The organism is Marinobacter sp. M5B, from assembly GCF_042604615.1.
Lineage (GTDB): Bacteria > Pseudomonadota > Gammaproteobacteria > Pseudomonadales > Oleiphilaceae > Marinobacter > Marinobacter salarius.
Genome location: NZ_CP156894.1, coordinates 418,832 through 444,371 on the forward strand (window position 1 = coordinate 418,832; position 25,540 = coordinate 444,371).

Consider the following 25,540-nt stretch of genomic DNA (forward strand, 5'->3'; position numbering starts at 1 on the left):
TATAGGGAGAAAGCACATGAGAGGAGTCGTGTCGGTACCTGGGCATGTGGCAATTCTGTTTGCTCTGCTTTTCCTGGCCGGTTGCGTCGGGTCACCTGCTACCAGCCGTTCAGCCGATGACATCGTGGCGATGCCGTTGACCAACACCTATTGGCAGCTGTTGAGCATCGGGGGTGAACCGGTGTCAGAAACCAACGCCGACCAGAAACCCCACATTCTGTTTCTGGACGACGGCCGGGTAAGTGGCTTCAGTGGCTGCAATCAATACATGGGTAACTATCAGGTCACGGGTGAGAACCTGCTGTTTGATTCCATGAGCAGCACTCGCAGGGCCTGCCCGGATAATCAGACGGAACAGTTGCTGTTCGCGGCCCTGGCGAAGACCGTTGGTGTCAATCTCGAAGGCATCGAGCTTCGGTTGTTGGGTGAAGCCGGCGAAGAGTTGGCAGTGTTCGAAGCCTCACGGATGAAATAAGGCGCCGGTCGTCAGGCGTCAGACAGACAGTCGGTCATGAAGCCCCTGAATTCGATCACCAGCCGCGCCAGGCTGTTTTCCAGGCGGTGTCCGTCCGGAAGTACCAGCAACGGCAACTTCTGCTCCCGTGCCAGCTCAATCACCGGCATCGGCAGCACCACATCGTCGTCCCAGCCGTGAATGATCTGGGTGTGCCGGGCCTGAATCCGGGGGCTGGATTGCGGATAGGCCGACATCGCCAAAGCCGGCGCCAGAAGGAAGCACCCCAGTAACGGTGTTTCTGCACTGGTGCGAGCACACACCCAGCCTCCCATGCTGGACCCGGCCAGGATGGTTCTTTCCGGGTCGGCACCCGCCTCGGAGATGGCTGCTCTCATCTGTGTGAGGCGTTCGGCGGGATCTTTCGTGCTGCGATGATCCACGGCAATCGCGGTTACACCGGGAAAGGTTTCCGCTTCGGCTTTCAGCGCCTGTACTTTGGTGCCTCTAGGGCCACTTTCCAGGCCGTGGGACAGGAAAACATGAAATTCGGGCGTGGCCATGGTTGTCTCCGGTAAGAGGTCAGTGTCGGGTGGCGGCCAGGATATCCAGCGCGTGCCGCCGTTTCTCGGGGTCGTACAGATCCACGGTAAACATCAGTTCGTCCACGTCCACAGTCCGCAACAACCGCTCCAGTTGTTCGCGGATGCTGTCTTCGCTGCCCAGTAACTGCAGTGACAGGAAATCCTTCACACCCGCCTTCTCGCCACTGTTCCAAAGACCGTCCATGGATGTGACCGGCGGCCGCATCCACAGTGGCTGGCCGCGGAACAGGGACAGGATGCGCTGGTAGCTGGTAGTAGCCAGGAACCGCGCCTCCTCGTCGGTCTCCGCCGGTACGGCAGGAACCGCCAGAATCACATAGGGCCTGTCCAACTGATCCGAAGGCTGGAAGTTGTCCCGGTAGGTCTGGATCGCTTCGCGGTAGAGCCGGGGCGCGAAGTGGCCGGCAAAGGCGTAGGGCAGTCCCCGCATGGCGGCGAGCTGGGCGCTGTAGAGGCTGGAACCCAGTAGCCAGATGGGGACATTGGTGCCGGCGCCGGGAATGGCTTTCACCGGCTGGCCGGGCTGGAGTGGCCCCAGCAGCATCTGCAGCCGCGCTACATCCTCGGGGAACTGTTCCGCACCCATGCCATCCCGGCGCAGCGCCCGGCTGGTCACGGGGTCGGTGCCAGGCGCACGGCCCAGACCCAGGTCAATCCGCCCGGGATAGAGGCTCTCCAGGGTGCCGAACTGCTCGGCGATCACCAGCGGGGGGTGATTGGGCAGCATGATGCCGCCGGAGCCCACACGGAGGGTGCTTGTAGCGCCGGCAATGTGCCCCACCAGTACCGCCGTTGCGGAACTGCTGATGCCTTCCATGTTGTGATGCTCGGCCAGCCAGAAGCGGTTAAAGCCGAGGCTTTCGGCATGGCGGGCGTAGGCGACGCTGTTGGTCAGGGTCTGCCCCACGGAATCACCTTCGCGAACGGAGGCCAGTTCCAGAAGGGAGTAGGCAGGGAATTGGGCACGGGAAGACTGCGTCATTGAATGCTCCGGGTCTGAACTATCCGGCAGCATAACAAAAACCGGCCCGCGATAAAGCGGGCCGGTGCGAGAGCATTTCCTAGGGAGCCGACGGGGTGTAGGACTGGGTTGAGTACTCATCCAATGCCGGTTTACTGATGGTGCCCTGCTCACTGACGTAGTCCACGAAGGACTGGGCGTAGTCGAGGAAGGTATCCACCGAGCGACCGTCGTCGGTCACGGTACCAAAGGTCACGTAGCCGTCCTGGCCGCCACCGGTAAAGCTGTTGGTGACCACATTCAGGGTTTCGGCGTCGGTCAGGGCGCGCCACTGGGTCTCGTCGCGGCCTTTCACTTCGATGTTGTAGAGCTGGTCACCCTCGGCGCGGGTCATGTCCACGTCCCAGCGCAGGCCGGCGGCGTAGGGGTAGGCGCCGGTGGAGCCATCCGGGGCGTGTGCGAAGGCTACGGCCTCGTTCAGCACCTGGCGGATCTCGGCGCCGGTCATGGTCAGGTCGACCAGGGTGTTGGCGAAGGGCAGCAGGGTATAGGCGTCACCAATGGTGATGTCGCCGGCCTCGATATCCGTGCGCACGCCGCCCGCATTCTGTATCGACACATCGGCGTTCTTGCTCAGGAACAGGAAGGCCTGGGCCACGATATTGGCGATGTCACCGCCGCGTTCATCGGTTGTGCCGGCGCAGCTTGGCAGGCTGCTGGTGCCCTGGCCGGGAATGCGCTCCAGGCAGAGGTCTTCCGTTGCGGTGCCCACCACCTCGTTGCGGAAGGTGTCCAGTTGCTGGGTGTAGTTGGCCAGGGCATTCGCCACGGTGGCGTCTTCGGTCACGATGCTCAGTTGCGGAGCCGCTTCGACGGCATCCAGAATCGCCTGTAGCTCGGTGCCCTCGGGGGTGTACTCATTGCCACCGTCGTCCTCACGGACAATCTCGTCGCCCAGCAACAGGTGGGGCACTCCGGCACAGGATTCAACAACGCCCTCGGCATCCCACTGGATGTTGAGTTCGCCCACCACCTGGGAATACTGCCAGGCCTGAGCAACACAGACTTTGTCGCCGTCGGCGTTGGTCAGTTCCGTGGGGTAGGCACCGCCGGAGCTCAGGCCGTAATCGGCGAAGTCGCCCAGCAGGGTGTGGGAGTCACCACCGATGATGACGTCGACGCCAGACAGCGCCTCAGCCAGCACCAGGTCGTTGCTGTATTGGTAGTGGGTCAGCAGGATGATCTTGTTGACGCCGTCGGCCTCGAGCTCATTGATAGCGGCCTGGGCGCTCTCGGTCTCGTCCAAGAACTGAGTGGTGTCCAGCGGGCTGGAGCTGTTTTGGGTCTTGTTGGCGATATCAATGCCGATGATGCCCACTTTCTGCCCGGCCACATCCTTCACCACATAGGGCTTGATGTAATCGTCAACGGCTGTCGGCGCCAGCGGCGTGCCGACTTCGGGGACCACGTTGGCCGCCAGGACCGGTGTCTGGCAGCTGCCGCTGGCGAGGAAATCCAGGAACTTCTTCAGGCCTTCGTCGCCACGGTCGAATTCATGGTTGCCCAGCGCAAAGGCGTCGAAACACACCAGGTTCATCAGCTCGGCATCGGCCTCACCTTCGTAGGAGGTGAAGTACAGGGTGCCGGTGATGGCGTCGCCAGCGTGCAGCTTCAGCACGTTCTCCAGAGCCGTCTCACGCTCCGCGATCTTGGCGGCAACGCGGGGGAAGCCTCCGGCAGAGAATTCAGTTTCCTGGCCGGCAATGGTCAGGGACTGCGATCCACTCTCAAGGTGCGAGTGGTGATCGTTGATGTGCAGTACGTTCAGGCTCAACGGGCTGGCTGTGTTGTCGTTGCTGCCGTTGTCGTCATCGTCGCTGTTACAGCCGACCAGTGCGATTAAGGGGAGTAATACCCAGGCTGACTTGCGGATCATTTCCTTGCTCCTGCTTTTTGATTTATTCCCCGCATGTTCCATGTCCTGGATGTCAGTGATGTGATGCTTTTGTTGCCGAAATAAGAAACGCCCGCACGAAGGCGGGCGTTTGTGAGTATCAATGACTGTCAGCGCTGGTGTTTCGACTCCAGAATCGCCAGCAGATCGCGGTAGTTAACGCGACCGTCGCCATTGACGTCGTAATGCTCAACGGAGGCCCGGCCAAACAGCCTTGCCAGGATGAATCGTGCGACGTCCCGGCCGTCAACGCGACCATCCCCGTTCAGGTCCGCCCGGTCTGCCATCGACGCGGTTACCATCTCAAGGGCGATGATCACCGGATCATGGTCAGAGGCGCGGTAGCTGTCCGGCGCGTAGAAGCTGGCCTGCTGTTCAGGCGATTTGAAGTCGGTGTTGTAGTCCAACGCGCGGGGCTCGTCGGCGTTAATGTGCCACACCGTGGTGTCGGTCACTTTCGGTGCCAGTGAGTTGTTCGCAAGGCCGTGGTCTAGGTAGCCGGCCTGGCCGAAGAACACGTAGGAGTAGGCGCTTTCCCCGTCCGCCTGTGCGGCCAGATCGGTATAGCCGTTGTTGATCAGTGCGCGGATCGGGTCTTCCTTGGCGTAGGCATTCAGGTCACCGATGATCAGTACGTCTTCCTCGGCGGTACCGGTGGGGTCCGAGGCCAGCCAGCTCGCCAGCGCGTTTGACGCCTGGGTGCGAACCGGGTTCCAGCAGCCCTGGCCGTCACCCTGTTCGGCATTGGTCCCCTCAGCGCTGCCGCAGCCCTTGGACTTGAAGTGGTTAACGGCAATGGTCAACGCATCATCGCTGTCGATGGCACGGAAGGTCTGGGCCAGAGGCTGGCGGTTAAGGTCGTCGAACGGTGCGGTGGCCAGTGTTGCCGCGTCGCCAACGGTTTCCACCCGGTCGGCGTTGTAGAGAAAGCCCACTGCGATGGCGTCGCCACCGAGTTGTGGCAGGCCGGGGTCGACGTAGGACCAATTACCACCGAGGCTGTCCGCCAGTTGTGCAATCGCACTGCTGTCGCCGTAACCGTCGTTTTCAATTTCCATCACGCCCACGATGTCTGCGTTCAGTGCCGTAATGGCACTGACGAGTTTGGCGGTCTGGCGGCTCAGCTCTTCAGCATCGTCGGCGCCGCGAGCGGTGGGGAAGCCACCGCCCATGCCATCACCGTTGAAATAGTTCAGTACGTTGAAGGAGGCAACGATCAGGTTGCCGCTGTCTTCCAGTTCGGGGCTGGGGTTGCGCGGGTTGCTCTGAGTGAAGCTGGGGGCCGACAGCGGCTGCAGGCGCCATTCGGAGAACCGATAGTCAAGTATACCGACGAGGTCGTTCACAGTGTCACCGGCGCGAACGGTGGCGGTTGCGCTCAGTTCCGGGGATGGGTAGGGGACCACCGCCGGGTTCTGGCGATTGCTGCCGTCGTCCAGGATCAGGCGATCCAGGGTGTTGAGTTCTTCCACAATGGCGGCGTCTTCCCCGGGCTCGGCGATGCTGGTCGGAATGAAGTGCCGGCCACTGCCGAGTGTCAGGCTGCCATAGCGGGCCAGGTCGTAGTTGTCATTGACGGTCAACGGCTCGTCAAACTGGACACGCATGGACTCGAAGGCTTCCGGGGCACCAGCGGAGGCCCAGGGCAGTGTGATGCTGACGGGTGCCGGAAGTGTTGCGGTGCCACAGTCGGCCAGGTTCGTCACATTGGTGAGTTCGGTCAGGTTGCCGAACTCGGTCACTTCGCCAGCGATCCTCAGGCGCTGGCCGACCGTGACGCTCTCGCCCGGCGCATAGACAAACAGACCTTCCGAGGTGTTTGGGTTGCTGTCGCGCTGGTCGGCCTCAGCTTCAATATAGAAACCGCCAAGGCCATCGTCGCCGTTAAATGCGGCGGTCACGACGGCTTCCACAACCAGATTTTCACCGGCAAGCGGGCTGACATCACCGGCGCCCTGAATGTCCGAGATCAGGCTCGCGGGATTACCGCACGCCATATCGGGAAGGCCGGGATCTGTCGGTTCTTCGCCACCGTCGCCCGCACCGTTGCCGAGGTCATCGAAGCTGTCCACTGCAAAACTGTCAAAGACGACAGCGGGATCGTACGCATCGTCGGGGTTGTTGTCTGCGTTGGTGCCGTCACGACGTCGCAGGGTCTGGTTCTGGGTGCGCACCGTGTCGCCCCAGTAGCTGCCGGGATCGACACCGACCTGTCCGATGCTGTCGGCAACCACGCCACCGTTCAGCAACAGCACCGCGTCGTCGCCATTGAAAAGCCCGGCACCGGTGGTCTGGTCGGCGACCGCGAGGATGGCGGGGTCGGACTGGCTGTGGGCGAAAACGAAAGTGCCATCGGGGGCAACCGTGCCGTCGAGGTTGATGGTCAGGCCAGTTGCGTTGCTGCCGTTGTAGAAAACCTGCAGTTCCCAGGCGGTGAGATCAACGGCGCTGGTGCCGGTGTTGAGCAGTTCAATGGCTTTGTTGTTGCTGGAACCTTCCACGTATTCACTGATCACCAGCTTCGCAAAGGCGGGGGCGGTGAGGGTACTGGCAATGGCTGCAGCCAGTACGGATTGTTTTATCGTCATGGTTCTTTCCCTGAGTGGTCATTGAAGTTGTCGGGGGCGATCGGCGCCGCCTGTTCCAGTCTGGGAACGGACTGTGACGAGGGGATGTTGGTTTTATGAATCAGTTATTAATGATATCGATATACATTTGCATTTGAGGCACAATGATCCGCTTTCGGAAAAGCCTCATCGCAGCATCAAGGAACACGTGTGACGACATCCACGCTTGCCAAACGCCAGCTACCAACAGGCATCTGGATACTCGGATTTGTCAGTCTTCTGATGGATATTTCTTCGGAGATCATTCACAGCCTGTTGCCGATCTATTTGGTTTCCGTCCTCGGCGCGAGCGCGCTAATGGTCGGGCTGATTGAGGGCGCGGCGGAAGCGACCGCGCCGATCGTCAAGGTGTTTTCGGGCGCCCTGAGTGACTATCTGGGTAAGCGCAAGGGGCTGGCGGTTTTGGGGTATGGTCTGGGCGCACTGACCAAACCGGTGTTTGCCCTCGCACCGGGGTTGGGGTGGATTCTGGCGGCCCGGCTTACCGATCGTGTCGGAAAAGGCATCAGAGGTGCGCCGCGCGACGCCTTGGTGGCGGATCTCGCACCCCCTGAAATGCGAGGCGCTGCCTACGGTCTGCGTCAGTCCCTGGATACCGTGGGGGCGTTTATCGGTCCCCTGCTGGCGATCGGCTTGATGCTGCTTTGGCAAAACGACTATCAGGCGGTGTTCTGGGTGGCGGTGGTGCCCGCAGCTCTGGCCGTGTTGCTATTGATCGTTGGAATTCGCGAGCCGGAACAGCCGCTTACTGAGCGGCGGGCCAATCCCATAAGCCGTGAGAGTCTGAAGCAACTGAGCCGAGCCTATTGGGCAGTGGTGGCCACCGGCGCCTTGTTCACCCTGGCCCGATTCAGCGAAGCCTTCCTACTGTTGCGAGCGGAAGACGGAGGGCTGGGTGTTGCCTGGCTGCCGGTCGTTCTGGTCGTTATGAACATTGCCTATTCCCTATCGGCCTACCCGTTCGGCAAGTTGTCTGATCGTATGGACCATCGCCAGCTACTGGTTACGGGCCTGGTGGTCTTGCTCATCGCGGACCTGGTCCTGGCGCTGGGCAACCACTGGCTGTGGACGCTCGTTGGTTCCGTTATCTGGGGGCTGCACATGGGAATGACTCAGGGACTGCTGGCTACCATGGTTGCCCATACCGCACCCAAAGCCCTGCGTGGTACCGCGTTTGGCTTTTTCAATCTGGTTGGCGGTGTTGCTCTGTTTCTGGCCAGTGCGGTTGCGGGAATGTTATGGACCTGGGCCGGCCCTGCGCTGACGTTTTATGCCGGTGCCGCATTTTGCCTGCTGACCATTGCCTTGATGATGTGCCAGAAGAAGATCTCCGTGGAACCGACCTAAGCCCACCAGGCCGGTAGCAGGTTGCGGATCTGCGGTTGTAGGAAGCGGTCGTCGATCAGCCAGATCACGCCCCGGTCCTCCGGCGTGCGGATGACGCGGCCGGCGGCCTGGGCGACTTTCTGCAGGCCGGGAATCAGATAGGTGTAGGCGTGGCCGGCACCGAAGCGCTGCTCCAGCCGCTGGCGCAGGATTTCATGCCACTTGTCGAAGGGCGGCAGGCCCAGGGTGGCGACGAAGGCGCCGATGAGTCGGTCGCCGGGCAGGTCGATGCCTTCACTGAACACGCCTCCGAGTACGGCCAGTGCGACGCCGGTATTGTCCTCATGGAAGGCCTTGAGGAACGCCGTGCGCTCATCGGTGGACATGCCGGGGCGCTGGGCTCGAAGCGGCAGGTCGGGAGCCTGTTGCAGAAGAGTGTCCTGTACCCGATTGAGATAGGAAAAGCTGCTGAAAAACGCCAGGTAGTTGCCGGGCCGCTGCTGGTACTGCCGGTGGATCAGTTCCGCGATGGGCGTCAGCGAGCGTTCCCGGTCCGGCTGCCGGGTGCTGATGTCCGGGGTGAAATTCACCTCAAGCTGGTCGCGGGTAAAGGGGCCTGGCAGGGAGCGGAAGCAGGTGTCCTCCGGCATGCCCAGCAGGTCCCGGTAATAGACACCAGGCGACAGGGTCGCGGAAAACATCAGCGTACTGTCGGCGGCTTCGAAGCGCGGGGCCAGGAAGTCCGCCGGGATCAGGTTCTGGATGGTGAGTCTGGCCTTTCCTCTCGCCGGCCTGATCAGCTCGCACAGGGAATGATCGCCAAACACCTCCGCCAGCTTGGTAAAGGCGAGGCTCTCGAACATCAGTTCCTGCAGGGCAAGGTCCGGCGGATGGTCCGCCAGGTAGTCGGTAATGGCGGAGACCAGTCGATTCAGAGCGCCGGTCAGCGAGCCTGGCAGGTTGTCCAGCATCACCGGTTCGCGGCTGATCTCGGGGCAATGGTCGCGGATCACCGATTGCCACGCCCGGGACACGCCATCGAGTTTTGATTTCAAAGCCTTGGGCGACTGTTTCCGAACCCGCAGCAGATGTGCCTGGCTCAGCTCCACGGAGTACATGCCGCGGGCGCGGTCCACCAGGTTGTGAGCCTCGTCGACCAGCAGGCTGGCTTTCCAGTCGTTCTGCCGAACCAGGGCATGGAGCAGGGCGGACTGGTCGAACATCCGGTTTACATCGGCCACCACCACATCGCACCAGCGGGCCATTTCCTGGGCCAGGAAATAGGGGCAGATGCCGTGTTGGCTGGCGATATCCGCCAGAACTGTCTGCGTCAGGGCGCCGGTGTGATTAGCGGCATCTGCCCGGGCGGCCGGTAGCCGGTCGAAGAAGCCTTTGGCCAGCGGGCATGAATCCCCATGGCAGGCCTTGTCCGGGTGCTCGCAGGCATGATCCTTGGCCACCAGTTCCAGGGTTCGCAGGGGCAACGGGCCGGGTTGCTTTTCCCGCAACAGGTGAACGGCATCGACGGCCAGTTGCCGGGCGGTATTGCGGCTGGTCAGGTAGAACAGGCGGTCCTGTCTGGCCGTGGGCATCGCCATCAGGGCCGGGAAAAGGGTGCCAAGCGTCTTGCCTAGGCCGGTGGGTGCTTCCAGCAACAATGTCTGTTGACGGACGCTGTTCCTGTAGACGGTTTCCGCCAGGGCGCGCTGCTGAGGTCGGAAGTCCGGGAAGGGAAAGGCCAGGTTTTTCAGCGCCAGATCCCGCTCATGCCGGTGATTGGCTTCCTGTTCAGCCCAGTCGCTGTAGTGTTCACAGAGATGTTCCAGCTCCTGCCACAATTCCTCTGCGAGGGCGGTTTCGGTGATGGGGGTTTCCTTGTCCTTGCCGACATCGTAGTAGATCAGGACGAGATCGATCTGGCTCAACTTTTCCTGTCGGCACAGTAGTGCTCCATAGGCCCGCAATTGTGCACGGTGTAGATTGCGCTGGGCTTCCCGTACCCGGGACAGGTCACCGCGGTGGGTCTTGATTTCCTCCAGGCGGCCGGCGATCGGGTCATAACCGTCGGCCCGCCCGCTGACCATCAGTTTGCCGCATTGGCCGGCCAGCGCCACTTCGCTTTGATACCTCGGCCCGCGACGGGCCCGCACCGAACCGTGGCCGGCAATGCCTTCTTCCGACGTGGGCGCCGGGGTGTAGCGCAGGTCCAGATCGCCCTTGCGGGCGGCGAATTCACACAGCGTTCGTACCGCGACGTTGAGGTCGGTCATCGGTCGGTCCAGCGCACATAGCAGACGGAGACGGGAATGCCGTGGTCAACGCAGAACTCAAGCCATCGGGTCTGATGATCCTGCAGGCGGTCGCCAGGGCCTTTGACCTCGATCATTTCATAGCGCCGGTTTGGATCGTTGTGGTCGGGCCGAAAGCGGATCAGGTCAGGAAAGCCGCTGCGGTGTTCGCGCAGGTTGCCCAGCAGGCGCCGGAACATCCGCTCCAGGTGTTGGGCCGGGATGCACGTCAGCGCCATTTCAAGCAATTCCTCCGAGAGTATTGGCCAGATCACAAACGGCGACGCGATGCCCTGTTTTTCCTGCCAGGTATCGCGGATTCGGGTTTTGTAATTGTCAGAGGCCAGCGTGCCGAGGCAGTCGTCAAACAGTGCCTGACGACGTTCTACAAAATCCTCCCGGTACAGGTCCACCGGCCCGGTGTGAAAGGGATGGAAGAATGCGCCGGGCAAAGGTTCGAACAGGGCGGGCCAGCAGAGCAGGCCGAACAGGCCATTGATGAGGGTGTTTTCCACATAGGCAACGGGGGTGTCGGGTTCGCTCAGGTGTTGCATGGCCGCCCACTCCACCGAGTGGCCGTCCGGATTGTCCAGTTCCAGGGTGAACGCCGTCAGTTGCGGGCGTTCGCTTTGCTGGGGTAGCGCCTCTCCCAGTTTCTTCGCCAACCGCGTCAGGATGCGTTCGAGTCCGCGTTCCTCGGCGCCAAACCTGGGTTCGTCGGTGGCGGCCTGGGCAATCTTCCAGGCCTCGTGGTGTTGCTTCAGCCGTTCCAGAAGGCGTAGCTGGCGCAGCCGTGATTCGCGGTGCCCACTGAGGCGATAGGCCTTCAACGCCAGCTCGGTGTTACCGCCGCGCTCCGCCAGCTTGCCCAGTTCGAACAGCAAGCGGCCGCGCCGGCTTTCCAACCAGGCATTCTCATTGGCCGTGGGGATGTCCTGCCATACCGTTTCTGGCGCCTCGCCCTGATCCAGGCGTTCCCGGCAGTGGTGCATCACCAGATAACGATCCACGTCGTCACGTTCGTCAAAAGCCCGGGACTCGGCAGAAAGCGGTACCTGTTCATACTGCTGGTGGCCCAGCTCCACCAGTACGAAATCGGACCAGCTCTGGCGCAGGTTGCCGAAAAACATCAGCCGCAGTCGGTCAAACAGGGCCATGTGGTTCAGGCGGATTACCTGTGTGGAGACGTCTGGTAGCCAGAGGTCCACAGGAGCGATGTCGGGATGCAGTGGAATCAGGGTGTCTTTCAGAAGACCCTTGGCGGCCGTCGCTGGCAGGCCGGCCGCTGAGATCTGGTTAGCGAGGGCAGTGCGAAGCTCGCCGAGCGTGAACAGGCGAAACAGCTCGGCAAGGGGAACGCTCGGATTGTCCTCAATCCAGCCCTTGGTGGCGAGCGCGCTCACGGCGTCATTCACCGGTACACCGATCTCCGGGTAGTTGAACTTCTCCACCCGGAACAGGTCGCCGGTGCGCATGACCATACGAGCCAGCAGTGCCCTTGCCGGCTGATCCAGGCTCAGCAGGCCATCTACCTTTCCGATTTCATCGGCGGTCAGCAGATCGCTGTGAAAACGCCGGACCCAGCGCACCACTGTCTCGAAGTTCTCGAGATAGTACAGCGGATTGTCCAGGTCCGCGGTGCCGGGAATGTGAGTCTGCTGGTCTGATGCGAGGGGCATGGCTGGGCGTCAGATATCCACGACAATCGGTGGGTTCAGCGGCTTGAACTGGCCGGTGCAGGTGCTGGCGTTGACATGCAGGCAGTCATTCAGCATTTGCTGGCCATAGCTTTCGTGGATATGCCCGAAGATGTGGAGTTTGAGCGTGAGCCGTTCCAGCTCCCTGGCCAGATCGCTACAGCCTACCGCCAGTGACTCGTTCACCTTATCGAGGATGCCTGCTGGCGGACCATGGGTTATAAGAACGTCAGTGTCTGACGGTATCTGTGCCCAGCGCTCAGCAATAGGCGCTCCACGCTCGAGGTTGAATGCCCAGTCGAAAAAGATCGGTGTCCAGGGGCTGCCCCAGAATTTCAGTCCTTCGATGTCGATACTTCTGTCCCGAAGGTAAACGGCGTTCCTGATCAGTGCTTCGGCGTCCGCAGGCTCATCCTGCAGGCACCAGTCGTGGTTGCCGGCAATCAGGATCTTGTGGCGGTGGGGCTGTTCGGAAAACCAGTTGTCCAGGTCCTCGAGTTCCTCAAGGGTGCCCACTCCCAGGCAGTCGCCGGCGTGGATCAGCACGTCGCCATCGGGCACCACCACCTGGCGGTGCATGCTGTGGGTATCGGATATGCAGACCAGTCTCATGATGGCTCGCCGGGTTCGTCGGGACTATAAAAAACACCATGGCGTCCGGCACCAGCGGAAAACCGGCCGGCGCCCTCGATGGCTTCCTCGAACACCACAGGATAGCCGCCAGCGCCTTCCGCCGCCAAGGCTTCGGACAGTTCCAGGTCCCACTGGTGAATGGCAGAGTGTCGGTCGGCGCGCAGGCACTTCTGCGGGAACGCTGCAATGTCGGCGGCAAAAGCTTCTGCTGCGGATCGCGCCTGTCCATCAGGCACCACCCGATTTGCAAGCCCCATCGCCTTGGCTTCTTCCGCATTGACCGGTCGACCGGTCAGAATCATATCCATGGCGTTGCCGTGGCCAACAATGCGTGGCAGGCGTACGGTGCCTCCATCGATCAGCGGTACCCCCCAGCGGCGGCAGAACACGCCGAAGGTGGCGGATTCCTCTACGACTCGCAGGTCACACATCAGTGCCAGCTCCAGCCCCCCGGCCACGGCGTAGCCGGATACGGCAGCGATCACCGGCTTCGACAATGACATGCGGGAAGGGCCCATTGGGCCGTGGGCTGTTCCGGTTGCCTCGATCTCGTTGCGGCGCTCCGGATCGCCGACGGCTTCCAGATCGGCGCCGGAGCAAAAATTGCCACCCTCGCCCCAGAGCACAGCCACCTTGAGGGTGTCATCAGCCTCAAAGTCGGTGAACGCCTGGCGCAGGGCGTTGGCAGTTTCGCGGTCGACGGCGTTTCGTTTCTCCGGGCGGGCGAGAACAATGGTCAGCACATGACCGCTGGCTTGAGAGTATACGGGTGGGGGTGTCACATGGCCTCCAACGAATTATTGTTGTCGGGCCGTTTCAGCTAACGCTGGTCTCCGGCGTCAGTCTTCCGAATTCTGCCCGGTTCCGGCCCTTGTCCTTGGCATTGTATAGCGCCGCGTCGGCTTCGATCATCATATCTGCGAAGGTTTTGTGATGGCCGGCTTTTTCAACACCCCCTATGCTGGCGGAGATGTACAGTGGCAACCCGTCTATTTCCTGGCCGTTGGTGGCGATGGTGTCCAGCAGACGGCGGGTGATGGTGCGCACGTCGTCATCACCGGTGATGCGAAGCACCATCGCAAACTCTTCTCCCCCGACACGGCCAATGATGTCGTCATCCCTGAGTTCGTTTTTCAGCGTGCGTGCGACCAGGCGGAGGGCGTCATCTCCGGCTGCATGTCCCCAGCGGTCGTTGACTTGTTTGAAGTGATCCAGGTCCAACATCAGTACGGCCAACTGCGTCTGGGACTGTGTCGCCTGGTCAAAGGCCCGGATGCCTTCCCGGAACAGGGAGCGGCGGTTGTAGAGCCCGGTCAGGCCGTCGCGCTCCGCCATCACTCTCAGGCGCTGTTCGGAATGGGTAAAGGCCAGCAATGGCAGTGCCAGGGTCGTCGCGGTAGCCAGCAGAATATGGTTGACGAGGATTAACTGCAGCACGAAACCGGTATTGGCCTGATTCAGGCCAAGCCAGTCCATGCCGATCACCAGTGCCTGGGACATCATCAGTACCCCATGCATCGTAAACAGCGCTTTCAGAATCCTGACGGGCAGTGACGGTGTGGTATCCAGTTTCGACAGGGTGTAGACCGCAAAAATGAAAATGGCGGCCGAGAACAGGGCTGTTAGCAGGCGGGCATTCAGCGGATCGCCTTGGAAGGTGAGCAGCAGGATCAGCAGATAACAGGCCGCGGATAAGCGCAGAGCATGGCGGGAGCGGCGGGTTTTACGCGATGCACTGCCGGAGAAGCGCTGCAGGCCCGCCAATACCAGCAACGGGGAAAGGCCGAGAAACAGGTGAGCCAGGAACACGGTGATCCAGGGCGTATCGATAAAGGCGCGTGTACCTGCGAACAGGGTACCCACCGCGAAGGTCATACACGCCAGTGCCCACAACCGGAAACAATGCTGGCGGGAACGCAGCCGGAAAATGGCCCACAATAACCCACCGATCAATAGATTGATCGCGACAGAAAGCAGCAGCAAAGTCGGCAGGTGAACGGTAAATCCCATAGTCATCCCTGGTGACGGATTTTCGCAGTTTCACAGAGTACGCCCCCAGGGACGTTACGATCAGTAAGCTTTGTGTGTCGTTTCTTAGTGCATAAGCTAACAGGGAGCAGCCGCAGCCGCCAGCGCCGGCAGAGCGTGGCTGGCGGCTGGCCGTTTGGTTATGCGGCTTTCAGTGTCTTCATGTCGATCACGAAACGGTACTTCACATCGCCTTTCTTCATGCGCTCGTAGGCTTCGTTGATGTTTTTGATGTCGAGCATTTCCACGTCACAGGTGATGCCGTGATCGGCGCAGAAATCCAGCACTTCCTGGGTTTCGGGCATACCGCCGATGAGAGAGCCTGCCAGCACGCGGCGCTTGAATACCAGGCCGCCGGCTTCCAGGGGCGGATCGACCGGTTCCAGTAAGCCCACGAGGATGTGGGTGCCGTCGAACGTCAGGCAGTTCAGGTACGGATTCAGGTCATGCTGTACCGGCACGGTATCCAGCATGAAATCGAAGGATTCGGCGGCCGCTTCCATCTGGCTGTCGTCGGTGGAGACGACAACATGGTCGGCGCCCTGTTTCTTCGCCTCGGCCACCTTGCTTTCGGAGCGAGTGAAGATGGTGACCTCCGCGCCCAGGGCCTTGGCGAATTTCACGCCCATATGGCCGAGGCCGCCCATGCCGATAACGCCCACTTTGTCGCCAGGTCGAACGCCGTAGTGGCGTAGTGGGGAGTAGGTGGTAATGCCTGCGCAGAGAATGGGGGCGGCGGAGGCTGGGTCCAGCTTTTCCGGGACTTTCACCACAAAGCGCTCGCTGACCACAACCCGGTCGGAATAACCGCCGTAGGTGATGGAGCCGTCATAACGGTCCTCGCCATTGTAGGTGGCGGTCATGCCTTCCAGGCAATACTGTTCGAGGCCGGATTCGCAGGCGGAACAGCTACGGCAGGAATCCACCATGCAGCCTACGCCGACCGTATCGCCCACCTTATAGTCTGTCACGTCGGAGCCAACAGCAGTGACACGGCCAATGATCTCGTGGCCGGGAATTACCGGAAACTGCGTGACGCCCCAATCGTTCTGGGCGAAGTGGATATCGGTGTGGCAGACCCCGCAGTAGTCAATCTCAATGGAGACATCGTCCGGGCGCGGTTCGCGCCGTTCGAAGCTGATGGGGGCCAGCTTTGAGTCGGCTGATTCAGCTGCGTAGCCTTTTGCAGTCGCCATGGTCCGTGTTCCTTCTTTGTCGGTAAATGTTCAAACCTATACGCAGTAACTCCGGGTGTGAGTCAGTTTTTCAACCGCAAGTTCCTTTTATGAAAGGAATATCATCAAGGGTTAATGACGATGGGTGTGGCGGTAGTCGGTGGGGGACTGGCCCATGACCTTCTTGAACAGTCGCGAAAAATAATAGTTGTCGTCATAGCCCAGAAGGCTACTGATCTGGGTAAAGGAGTGGTCCGTGGTGTCCAGTAACTGGCAGGCCTGTTCCACTTTCAGGTGCAGGAAATGCTGGATCGGGGAGACGCCGGTCAGGGCCCGGTAGCGGGTGGCAAAGTGTGCGGGTGAGAGCCCCGTCAGGTCCGCCAGTTGATTGAGCGTGATGCGCTCATCCAGATGCTCGCGCATGAAGTTATGAATGATGTCCAGGTCTGGCTGCTGCGCCTGGCCGGCCTCGCCGACGCTCAGCGGAACGGCCGCCAGCAACTGGCGTAGCCGGTTGGCCACATGGACCAGGCCGGGGGTGCGGAAACCGGTCTGCCGTACCGAAAGCAGGCCGTTGAAGTCCACCAGCAATCGGGGTTGCCGACCGATGTGCTGAACGCGGATGCCGTCGGTAAATCCCATGTGTTCCCGAAAGTGTTCCGCCAATGGGCCTGCATAGTGCACCCAATGAATTGTCCATGGGTTCTCCGGTGCGGCGGTGTATCGGTGGGCGGCGCCGGCCGGTATCAGCACCAGGTCGCCCGCCCGTATCAGGCAGGGTTCGTCTTCGACATTCAGGTAGGCTTCCCCCTCCGTGCAATGGATCAAAAGATCGTCATTGTGGTGCTCCCGGTGCATGTGGTGGCCTGCGGCGCGGCGATAGTGACCGAAGGCGAGCGGGTACAGGTCGCGGGTCAGCGGATGTCGTGACAGGCCGCGTATGACCGGGTCAGGGATGACATAACGAATGCTGTCCGGCGGTACGGGCCACTGTGATGTTTTGGTCATCGTAGGCGCCTGTTTCATGATGGTTTCGAAAGATAGTCCATCATGGTCGAAACTTAGTCAATCATTAAGCGGCAGAAGGCTGTGCTAGGATCGATGACAACCATAGGGCACAGGCCCAAAGACCTACAACAATGACAGGGAATATTGCTATGAAAAACGTACCCCTTTATATCGGTGGTGAGTTCGTCCAAAGCCAGACTGAGCAGTGGATTGACGTTACTGACCCAGCTACCAATGAAGTGATTGCCCGTGCACCCTGCACCACCGACGCCGAGATGCGTCGCGCTATCGACAACGCAGGCGAAGTGTTCAAGACCTGGAAAGAGGTCCCGGTCTCCGAGCGCGCCCGGGTGATGATGCGTTACCAGGCCCTGCTGAAAGAACACCATGATGAAATCGCCGAGATCCTGTCCAGCGAAACCGGCAAAACCTTCGAAGATGCCAAAGGCGACGTATGGCGTGGTATCGAGGTTGTGGAACACGCAGCCAACATCCCCTCACTGATGATGGGTGAAACCGTTGAGAACGTGGCCCGCGAGATCGACACCTATTCCTACACCCAGCCGCTGGGTGTCTGTGCCGGTATCACGCCGTTCAACTTCCCGGCCATGATCCCGCTGTGGATGTTCCCGATGGCCATTGCCTCCGGTAACACTTTCATTCTCAAGCCGTCCGAGCAGGACCCGCTGACCCCGATGCGTCTGGCGGAGCTGTTTGAAGAAGCAGGCGCCCCCAAGGGTGTGTTGCAGGTTGTCCACGGCGGTAAAGAACAGGTAGACGTGCTGCTGACCGATCCGGCCATCAAGGCTGTGTCCTTCGTTGGCTCCGTACCGGTGGGCCGTTACATCTACGAAACCGGCACCCGTAACATGAAGCGTGTACAGAGTTTTGCCGGCGCCAAGAACCACATGGTGATCCTGCCGGACGCGGACAAGAATCAGGTGGTCAAAGCTCTGGTAGGCGCATCGGTTGGTGCTGCCGGCCAGCGTTGCATGGCGATTTCCGTGGCCGTGTTCGTGGGCGAGGCCCAGGAGTGGATTCCGGAAGTGAAGGAAGCCCTGGCTGCGGTCAGACCCGGTGCCTGGAACGACAAGGGAGCCAATTATGGGCCGATTATCAGCAAGCAGGCGAAGCAGCGCGTGGAATCGCTGATTACCCGCGGTGAGGAAGAAGGCGCCAAGCTGCTGCTGGATGGCCGCAACTGCACCGTTGATGGTCTGCCTGACGGCAACTGGGTAGGGCCGACGCTGTTCGCCGGGGTCAAGCCGGAGATGGATGTTTACAAGGAAGAGATCTTTGGCCCGGTTCTGGCCTGCATGGAAGTGGACACCCTGGAAGATGCCATCAACCTGGTCAACGACAGCCCTTACGGTAACGGTACTTCCATCTTCACCAGCTCCGGTGGAGCAGCACGTCGCTACCAGCATGAGATCGAAGTGGGTCAGGTGGGTATCAACGTGCCCATTCCGGTGCCCCTGCCGTTCTTCTCCTTCACTGGCTGGAAAGGCTCCTTCTACGGTGACCAGCACGCCTACGGCAAGCAGGCGGTGAAGTTCTACACCGAGACCAAGACCATTACCTGTCGCTGGTTCAGCAGCGATGCGGTGGCTGAAACCAACTTCTCCATCCGCATGCGGTAAGGGGAGCCCATGAACTTTGATCTGACTGAAGATCAGCTGGCCTTCCGCGAGGCCGCCAGGGCCTTCGCAGAGAAGGCCATGGCGCCTCACGCTGCCAAATGGGATGCCGAGCATGTGTTTCCGGTGGAAGTGATCCGCGAAGCCGGCGAAATGGGCTTTTGCGGGATCTATACACCGGAAGCCCAGGGCGGCATGGGGCTGTCGCGGCTGGATACCAGCGTGATCGTGGAAGAGCTGGCGGCTGCCTGTCCTTCCACGGCCGCCTACATCACCATCCACAACATGGCGACCTGGATGGTGGCGCAATTTGGCAATGCCGATATCCAGAAACAGATCGCCCCGAAAATGGCCAGTGGTGAATGGTTGGGTTCCTACTGCCTGACGGAACCGGGTGCCGGCTCTGACGCCGGTAACCTGCGCACCAAGGCCACACGGGACGGCGACAGCTATGTACTGAATGGCAGCAAGGTGTTTATTTCCGGCGCCGGCGCCACCCAGATGCTGGTGGTAATGGCCCGTACCGGTGAGCCGGGCAGTGGTCCCAAGGGTATTAGTGCGTTTGTGGTGCCCGCTGACAGTGATGGCATCCACTACGGCAAGGCCGAGGAAAAAATGGGTTGGAACAGCCAGCCCACCCGCCAGATTACCTTCGAGAACGTGCGCGTGCCGGCGAATAACCGGCTGGGCGAAGAAGGTCAGGGCTTCATGATCGCCATGAAAGGCCTGGACGGCGGGCGCCTGAACATTGCCACCTGCTCCATGGGTGGTGCCCAGGCGGCGCTGCTGCGTGCCCGCAATTACATGCACGAGCGCGAGCAGTTCGGCCAGGCCCTGGCGGGCTTCCAGGCATTGCAGTTCAAGCTGGCGGACATGGCAACCAACCTGGTAGCCGCACGGCAGATGGTTCGCCTGGCAGCCTATCGGTTGGATCAGGGCGATACCGAAGCCACGCTGCATTGCGCCATGGCCAAACGCTTCGCCACCGATGCGTGTTTCGAGGTGTGCAACGAAGCACTTCAGCTCCACGGTGGTTACGGCTATATCCGCGAGTATCCGCTGGAGCGCTACGTACGCGACCTGCGGGTGCATCAGATTCTGGAAGGCACCAACGAAATCATGCGGCTGATCGTAGCCCGCCGGCTACTGGAGCCTGGTGTCGCTGAAGCTATTCAATAAACGCTTCTGCCAACTAACAAAAGGCGAGAATTTACATGAGCGAACTGATTCAGCTGGAAAAACGCGGTCACACCGCGATCATCACCATTAACAATCCACCGGCCAATACCTGGACCAAGGCTTCTTTGAAAGCGCTGGAAGAGACGATTGAGGCGCTCAACGCCGATCGCAATATCTTTGCGCTGGTGGTCACTGGCCAGGGCGAAAAGTTTTTCTCCGCCGGTGCCGACCTCAAGGCCTTCGCCGATGGCGACATTGGTAACGCAAGTGTCATGGCGCAGGCGTTTGGCCAGGCTTTCGATGCCCTGGTTCGCTTCCGTGGCGTGTCAATTGCGGCCGTGAACGGCTATGCCATGGGGGGTGGCCTGGAGTGTGCCCTGGCCTGTGACATCCGCATTGCCGAGGAGCATGCCCAGATGGCATTGCCAGAGGCCACCGTTGGCCTGTTGCCCTGTGCCGGTGGCACCCAGAACCTGCCCTGGCTGGTCGGCGAAGGCTGGGCCAAGCGCATGATCCTGTGTGGTGAGCGTATCAAGGCCGACAAGGCCCTGAGCATCGGGCTGGTGGAGGAAGTGGTGCCGCAGGGCGCAGCCCTCGACAAGGCGCTGGAGCTGGCGGAGATGGCCGGCAAGCAGAGCCCGTCGTCTGTTGCCCGCTGCAAGACCCTGGTGATGAGCGCCCGTGACGGTCGCAGTCACGACGATGGCTGGAGAATGGAGCGGGAACTGTTTATCGAACTGTTCAGCACCGAAGACCAGCGCGAAGGCGTGAATGCGTTCCTTGAAAAGCGCACGCCGGAATGGAAAAACCGTTAAAAGCATCGATAAATCGGGCCGGATTACTGAGTGAATGGTATGAGCGATCAAGTAGTCATTTTTGAGGAACTGGAAGCCGCTGGCGGTAGCCGCATTGGTGTGGCACGGCTGAACGCTCCGCGCGCCATGAACGCATTGTCGCTGGAGATGATCCACCTGTTGAAGGCAAAGCTGGACCAGTGGGCCGCGGACGACACCATCGGCGCCGTGTGGCTGGAAGGCGAGGGCGACAAGGCCCTGTGCGCCGGCGGGGACATTGTGGCGCTGTATCGCGACATGACAGAGCCGCGCTCTGACAGTCGTGCCGTCAGTGAAGGGGATAGATTCTTCACCGACGAATACGAACTGGACTACCAGATTCACACCTATCCCAAGCCTTTTATTGTCTGGGGCAATGGCGTGGTGATGGGCGGCGGCATCGGCCTGATGTCTGGCGGCTCCCATCGCGTGGTGACGGAGCATTCACGTGTGGCGATGCCGGAAGTGAGTATCGGCCTGTACCCGGATGTCGGCGCTGGCTGGTTCCTCAACAAAATGCCGGGCCGGATCGGTTTGTTCCTGGGGCTGACCGGGGCGCGGATGAACGGCGCTGATGCGCTGTTTACCGGGTTGGCCGATCGGTTTATTCGCCACGACATGCGCGAGGAGGTCAAGCAGGCCTTGCAGCAGTCGGGCTTTGCCGGCCTTGAGGGTGGCGCCCATGCCGCTGTTAGCAAAGTGTTGCGCAGATTCGAGGAGGGCTCCCGCGAGGCAATGCCACAGGCCGTGGTACGCGAGCACTTTGATGTGATCCAGGCCCTTACCGACGGCGATTCGCTGGTGGACGTGGTGGATAACTTGAGCCAGTACGCCGGCGAAGATCCCTGGCTGATCAAGGCGGTCAAGACGGTCGCGGCGGCGTCGCCGGCGTCCCTGACTCTGACCTGGCAACACTATCACGACACCTTGCACGACAGCCTGTCCCAGGTTTTCGACAAGGAGCTTCAAATATCGAAACGCTGCCTGAAGATGGGTGAGTTTGCCGAGGGCGTCCGGGCACTGTTGATCGACAAGGACCTGAAGCCACGCTGGCATTTCCCGACACTGAAGAGCGTGGACCCGGAATGGATCGACCGATTCTTTATCGAGCCCTGAAAAAACCGAACAGACCAACACTGATCAAAAATGGAGAACAACAATATGGCGACTATCACATTTATCGGTCTTGGCAACATGGGTGGCCCTATGGCCGCCAACCTCGTTAAGGCGGGACACGACCTGACGGTGTTTGATCTGTCTTCCGAGGCGGTCAAGGCGCTCACCAGCGAAGGTGCGAAATCTGCAGCGACGATTCAGGAAGCAGTGGAGGGTGCCGAGGTGGTGATTTCCATGCTGCCTGCGGGCCAGCACGTGGAAGCGGTTTACCTGGGCGACAACGGCCTGCTGAAAAACCTGCCGTCCACCACATTGGTGATCGACTCCTCCACCATCGCACCGGAAACCGCGAAAGGTGTGGCCGAAGCAGCTGTGGCGGCTGGTATCACCTTTATGGATGCGCCGGTCTCCGGCGGTGTTGGTGGCGCCAAGGCGGGCACGCTGACCTTTATCTGTGGTGGTGAGGCGGACGCGTTCGAGCGCGCCAAACCCATTCTTGAAGGTATGGGGAAGAACATCTTCCACGCTGGCCCCCACGGTTCCGGGCAGGTTGCCAAGATCTGCAACAACATGCTGCTGGCCATCCTGATGAGCGGTACCAGCGAAGCATTGGCACTGGGCGTGAAGAACGGCCTGGACCCTGCGGTACTGTCGGAAATCATGAAACAGAGTTCCGGTGGTAACTGGGCGCTGAACGTCTACAACCCCTGGCCGGGTGTCATGGAGGGTGTTCCGGCGTCCCGTGACTACGAAGGCGGTTTCCTGGTGAACCTGATGAACAAGGACCTGGGGCTGGCCTTCGACAATGCGGTCAAGAATCAGGCCCCCATCCCCATGGGGTCGTTGGCCCGTAACCTGTTTGCGCTCCATGCCAACGAGGGTAATGGCGGGCTGGATTTCTCCAGCATACAGAAGTTCTATTACCGCGAGCAGGGCTGAACAGGCAGCGCCTTCAGGACCATCTGGGTCGAGCTTTTCGTTCATGCTGATGGGTTTTGAAGGCGCTTATTTTTAGCTTGAAGTTTACCTTTACGTAAACTATAGCCTGTGATACACATTGAGTTCAGAATTTGCCACAACAATAAAAGGACTGGATTATGAGCCTCCCGGATTACCAATCGGTCTATGACAATTTCGACCCCGCCAGCCTCGAAGCCGAGATTCTGGAGGGTAACCTGAACGATGGCCTGAACGTCTGTACGGAAATCTGTGACAAATGGGCAGACGCCCCCCAACGGGTTGCGCTTTATTACGAAAAAGCTGATGGCGGTTCCGGCAAGCTGACCTTCGCCGAGCTGAAAGAACAATCCGCCCGTTTTGCGAACTACCTGACCTCCCGCGGTATCGGCAAGGGCGACCGGGTTGCCGCCCTGCTGCCTCGCAGCCCTGAGTTGTTGATTGTCATCGCGGGCGCCCTTCGCGCTGGCGCCGTTTACCAGCCGCTGTTCACCGCCTTTGGCCCTGGTGCCATCGAGTATCGTTTCGAGCGCGCCAGCACCAAACTGGTGGTCACTGACCCCGTCAACTACCCGAAACTTACCGAGGTCAAGGACTGCGCACCTGTGGTGTGCGTGAGCGCGGCCGAAGTCAGTGGCGATATCCCGGACTTTGAAAAGACACTGGCAGAGCAGTCTGGCCAGTTTGAACCGGTACTGATCAAGGGTGGTGATCCGTTCCTGCAGATGTTTACCTCGGGTACGGTTGGTAAGTCCAAGGGTGTTGCGGTTCCTGCCAAGGCGTTGCTGGCGTTTTACGTGTACATGAAATATGCCATCGACCTGCGGGACGATGATGTGTTCTGGAACGTCGCTGATCCGGGCTGGGCCTACGGTCTTTACTACGCCGTGGTGGGCCCGTTGCTGATGGGGCATGCCACCCATTTCAACCCGGGCGCGTTTACCCCGGAAACCACCTACGACATGATCCGCAAGTACAAGATCACCAACCTGGCGGCGGCCCCGACTGCTTATCGGTTGCTGAAAGCCAATGACCACGTTCTTCCGGAAGGAGAGAGTCTTGGCCTTCGGGTGGCCAGCAGTGCTGGTGAGCCGCTGAACCCGGAAGTGGTGAGCTGGATTGAGCGGCGTCATTTCTGCCCGGTCAAGGACCACTATGGCCAGACCGAAACCGGCATGACCTGCTGTAACTTCCATGGCCTTGATCATCCGGTGCGCCAGGGCTCCATGGGCTATTCCTCTCCTGGCCACAAAGTCGTTGCCCTCAATGAAAAGAATGAAGTTGTGGGCGAAGGTGAGATCGGCCAGTTGGCAGTGGATGTGAAGGCCTCGCCATTGTTCCATTTCGACGGCTACACCTGGGGCGAAAAAGACCCGTTCGTGAATGGCTACTACCTCACCGGCGATATGGTGGTGAATCACGGCGGTGGCTGCTTCTCATTCAGCGGCCGTGACGATGACATTATCACCACTGCTGGTTACCGCGTGGGCCCGGCCGATGTGGAAAGCACCCTGCTGGAGCACAAGGCGGTGGCCGAGTCTGGTGTGGTGGCGAAGCCCGACGAAAAGCGGGGTTCGATCATCAAGGCTTATGTGGTTATCAAGGGTGACCAGGAGCCTGAAAGCGAAGATGCCCTGAAGGACGAGCTGCAGGAGCTGGTTCGCCATCGCCTTTCCGCTCACGCCTATCCCCGTGAAATTGAATTCGTGGATGAGCTGCCGAAAACCCCCAGTGGCAAGATCCAGCGCTTTGTTCTGCGTAACCAGGCGAAGGAAGAGAAACAGGGATGATTGTCACCTTCGAGGAGCTGCAGGCCTTCCTCGCCGAACAGTTTCCCCAGGGTGCCCGCTACGGCACCCTGCAGGAACTGGGCGACGGTTGGGCCGAAATGAAGCTGGAGGTTGCTGAAGAGCATCTGCGCCCCGGCGGCACGGTGTCCGGCCCCGCGATGATGGCGTTGGCGGACGTGGCCCTGTATGCCGCACTGCTGGGAAAAATCGGCCTGGTGCCGCTGGCGGTGACCAGTAACCTAAACATCAACTTCCTGCGCAAGCCCGTGGCCCACAGCCCGATCCGGGCGCGGGCCAGCATGCTGAGAATCGGCAAGACCAGTGGGGTGGGTGAAGTCTATATTCTCTCCGATGGCCTGGAAGACCCGGTTGCCCATGCCACCATCACCTACGCGATTCCGGCGCAGCGGTGACGGCATGAACGTCAGCAATCTTTCGGTTTCCCTGGGGGAGGGCGTCAGGGTTCAGGCCCAGCGCCTGAGCCACGGTGACCGTACCGGACCTGTGTTGGTGTTCCTGCATGAATCCCTGGGCAACATTGCCTTGTGGAAGCAGTTCCCGCGCCAGTTGGCGGAGGTCACGGGCCTCGATGCGCTGATTTATGAGCGCCGTGGTTACGGTGCCTCCAGTGACGAGCCGTTGCCCCGTCCCTACGATTATCTGGAGCAGGAAGGCACCGTGTGGTTGCCCCGGCTGCTGGATGCGCTGGCGATTGATGAGGTGATTCTGGTGGGCCACAGCGATGGCGGCTCCATTGCCCTGATTGCCGCAGCAGCGTTGGAAGGGCGGGTAAAAGGGTTGGTCACCATGGCCGCCCATACCTGGGCCGATCACCTCACCCTGGCTGGTATCCGCGACATGCGCCGTCGCTACCTGGAAGAAGGTATTCGCGAGAAGTTACTGCGCCATCACGGCGAACGCACTGATGCGTTGTTCTACGCCTGGCAGGACGTCTGGCTGGATGAGGGATTTCAAGAGTCCATGGACTTTGGCCCTTGGCTGGACGCCATTCGTTGCCCGGCTATGATCATTCAGGGGGACGATGATGAATACGGCGTTCCAGAACAGGTGACCCGGATTGTGGAGGGTATCGGGCATCGGGCTGAACCGGTGTTCATGGCTGGCACGGGGCATTCGCCCCACTTGCAGCAGCCTGCCCAGGCGCTGACGTTGGTCAGTGATTTTTTGCGAATGGCGATTGGCCAAAAAAGTACGATTTTCGGTTGACGTTTACGTAGACGTCAATCTACTCTGTACACAGTATAAACGCAC

The 25,540-nt window shown here is 60.4% G+C and carries 21 protein-coding genes; 10 read left to right on the plus strand and 11 right to left on the minus strand.

Going from position 1 to position 25,540, the window contains the following annotated elements; genetic code table 11:
- Positions 1 to 16: 16 nt before the first annotated feature.
- Entirely contained in the window at positions 17 to 475 is a 459-nt protein-coding gene (locus tag AAGD24_RS01875) for an META domain-containing protein (RefSeq protein ID WP_075195423.1), read from the plus strand.
- Positions 476 to 486: 11 nt separating this feature from the next.
- Here AAGD24_RS01875 and AAGD24_RS01880 read toward each other — a convergent pair whose 3' ends face one another.
- From AAGD24_RS01880 to AAGD24_RS01895, 4 genes are all read right to left on the minus strand, one after another.
- Positions 487 to 1,017, minus strand: coding sequence for an alpha/beta fold hydrolase (locus AAGD24_RS01880; RefSeq protein ID WP_379866337.1), 531 nt, complete (start codon positions 1,015 to 1,017; stop codon positions 487 to 489).
- A 19-nt stretch (positions 1,018 to 1,036) separates the two neighbouring features.
- Entirely contained in the window at positions 1,037 to 2,041 is a 1,005-nt protein-coding gene (locus AAGD24_RS01885) for an LLM class flavin-dependent oxidoreductase (protein WP_305936230.1), read from the minus strand.
- A gap of 79 nt (positions 2,042 to 2,120) precedes the next feature.
- Positions 2,121 to 3,956: an NAD nucleotidase gene (nadN, locus tag AAGD24_RS01890; RefSeq protein ID WP_379866339.1), complete on the minus strand. Its 1,836-nt coding sequence runs from the start codon at positions 3,954 to 3,956 to the stop codon at positions 2,121 to 2,123.
- Positions 3,957 to 4,084: 128 nt separating this feature from the next.
- Positions 4,085 to 6,562, minus strand: a complete 2,478-nt coding sequence (locus AAGD24_RS01895) for an ExeM/NucH family extracellular endonuclease (RefSeq protein ID WP_379866341.1) — start codon at positions 6,560 to 6,562, stop codon at positions 4,085 to 4,087.
- A gap of 189 nt (positions 6,563 to 6,751) precedes the next feature.
- Between AAGD24_RS01895 and AAGD24_RS01900 the strand changes: the two genes are divergently transcribed.
- Positions 6,752 to 7,948 (plus strand): MFS transporter, encoded by a 1,197-nt coding sequence (locus AAGD24_RS01900; RefSeq protein ID WP_198324878.1) that lies wholly within the window; start codon positions 6,752 to 6,754, stop codon positions 7,946 to 7,948.
- On the opposite strand, the gene AAGD24_RS01905 is transcribed toward AAGD24_RS01900, so the two are convergent.
- The 7 genes from AAGD24_RS01905 to AAGD24_RS01935 all read right to left on the minus strand — a co-directional run bounded on the left by AAGD24_RS01905 (position 7,945) and on the right by AAGD24_RS01935 (position 16,756).
- Entirely contained in the window at positions 7,945 to 10,197 is a 2,253-nt protein-coding gene (locus AAGD24_RS01905; RefSeq protein WP_379866343.1) for an ATP-dependent DNA helicase, read from the minus strand. The two genes, AAGD24_RS01900 and AAGD24_RS01905, sit on opposite strands and share 4 nt — an antisense overlap.
- Positions 10,194 to 11,894 carry a VRR-NUC domain-containing protein gene (locus AAGD24_RS01910; protein WP_379866345.1) on the minus strand — a complete coding sequence of 567 codons (1,701 nt, stop codon included), beginning with the start codon at positions 11,892 to 11,894 and terminating at the stop codon, positions 10,194 to 10,196. The genes AAGD24_RS01905 and AAGD24_RS01910 overlap by 4 nt, the downstream gene beginning before the upstream one ends.
- Positions 11,895 to 11,903: 9 nt before the next feature.
- Positions 11,904 to 12,524, minus strand: a complete 621-nt coding sequence (locus tag AAGD24_RS01915) for a metallophosphatase domain-containing protein (protein ID WP_041333624.1) — start codon at positions 12,522 to 12,524, stop codon at positions 11,904 to 11,906.
- A complete protein-coding gene (locus AAGD24_RS01920) occupies positions 12,521 to 13,327 on the minus strand; it encodes a crotonase/enoyl-CoA hydratase family protein (protein ID WP_379866348.1) in 807 nt (268 codons plus the stop codon). Before AAGD24_RS01920 ends, AAGD24_RS01915 begins: the two co-directional genes overlap by 4 nt.
- 34 nt (positions 13,328 to 13,361) lie before the next feature.
- Complete coding sequence (locus AAGD24_RS01925; RefSeq protein ID WP_379866350.1) at positions 13,362 to 14,555, minus strand: diguanylate cyclase; 1,194 nt, start codon at positions 14,553 to 14,555, stop codon at positions 13,362 to 13,364.
- A 158-nt stretch (positions 14,556 to 14,713) separates the two neighbouring features.
- Positions 14,714 to 15,769 carry an NAD(P)-dependent alcohol dehydrogenase gene (locus AAGD24_RS01930; RefSeq protein ID WP_075195414.1) on the minus strand — a complete coding sequence of 352 codons (1,056 nt, stop codon included), beginning with the start codon at positions 15,767 to 15,769 and terminating at the stop codon, positions 14,714 to 14,716.
- Between the two features lie 111 nt (positions 15,770 to 15,880).
- Entirely contained in the window at positions 15,881 to 16,756 is an 876-nt protein-coding gene (locus AAGD24_RS01935) for an AraC family transcriptional regulator (protein ID WP_041333627.1), read from the minus strand.
- A gap of 149 nt (positions 16,757 to 16,905) precedes the next feature.
- On the opposite strand from AAGD24_RS01935, the gene AAGD24_RS01940 reads away from it, so the two are divergent.
- The 8 genes from AAGD24_RS01940 to AAGD24_RS01975 all read left to right on the plus strand — a co-directional run bounded on the left by AAGD24_RS01940 (position 16,906) and on the right by AAGD24_RS01975 (position 25,495).
- Positions 16,906 to 18,396 carry a CoA-acylating methylmalonate-semialdehyde dehydrogenase gene (locus AAGD24_RS01940; protein ID WP_075195413.1) on the plus strand — a complete coding sequence of 497 codons (1,491 nt, stop codon included), beginning with the start codon at positions 16,906 to 16,908 and terminating at the stop codon, positions 18,394 to 18,396.
- 9 nt (positions 18,397 to 18,405) lie between these two features.
- Complete coding sequence (locus tag AAGD24_RS01945; protein WP_041333630.1) at positions 18,406 to 19,572, plus strand: acyl-CoA dehydrogenase family protein; 1,167 nt, start codon at positions 18,406 to 18,408, stop codon at positions 19,570 to 19,572.
- Between the two features lie 35 nt (positions 19,573 to 19,607).
- The gene (locus tag AAGD24_RS01950) at positions 19,608 to 20,387 is read left to right on the plus strand and encodes an enoyl-CoA hydratase (protein ID WP_036202464.1); all 780 of its coding nucleotides are present in this window, start codon (positions 19,608 to 19,610) and stop codon (positions 20,385 to 20,387) included.
- 39 nt (positions 20,388 to 20,426) lie between these two features.
- Entirely contained in the window at positions 20,427 to 21,521 is a 1,095-nt protein-coding gene (locus AAGD24_RS01955) for an enoyl-CoA hydratase/isomerase family protein (protein WP_036202467.1), read from the plus strand.
- A 45-nt stretch (positions 21,522 to 21,566) separates the two neighbouring features.
- A complete protein-coding gene (gene mmsB / locus AAGD24_RS01960) occupies positions 21,567 to 22,460 on the plus strand; it encodes a 3-hydroxyisobutyrate dehydrogenase (RefSeq protein ID WP_136633429.1) in 894 nt (297 codons plus the stop codon).
- Positions 22,461 to 22,618: 158 nt separating this feature from the next.
- Positions 22,619 to 24,268: an AMP-binding protein gene (locus tag AAGD24_RS01965; protein ID WP_379866354.1), complete on the plus strand. Its 1,650-nt coding sequence runs from the start codon at positions 22,619 to 22,621 to the stop codon at positions 24,266 to 24,268.
- Positions 24,265 to 24,681, plus strand: coding sequence for a PaaI family thioesterase (locus AAGD24_RS01970; RefSeq protein WP_075195410.1), 417 nt, complete (start codon positions 24,265 to 24,267; stop codon positions 24,679 to 24,681). Before AAGD24_RS01965 ends, AAGD24_RS01970 begins: the two co-directional genes overlap by 4 nt.
- A 4-nt stretch (positions 24,682 to 24,685) precedes the next feature.
- Positions 24,686 to 25,495: an alpha/beta fold hydrolase gene (locus AAGD24_RS01975; RefSeq protein ID WP_075195409.1), complete on the plus strand. Its 810-nt coding sequence runs from the start codon at positions 24,686 to 24,688 to the stop codon at positions 25,493 to 25,495.
- Positions 25,496 to 25,540: the final 45 nt, after the last annotated feature.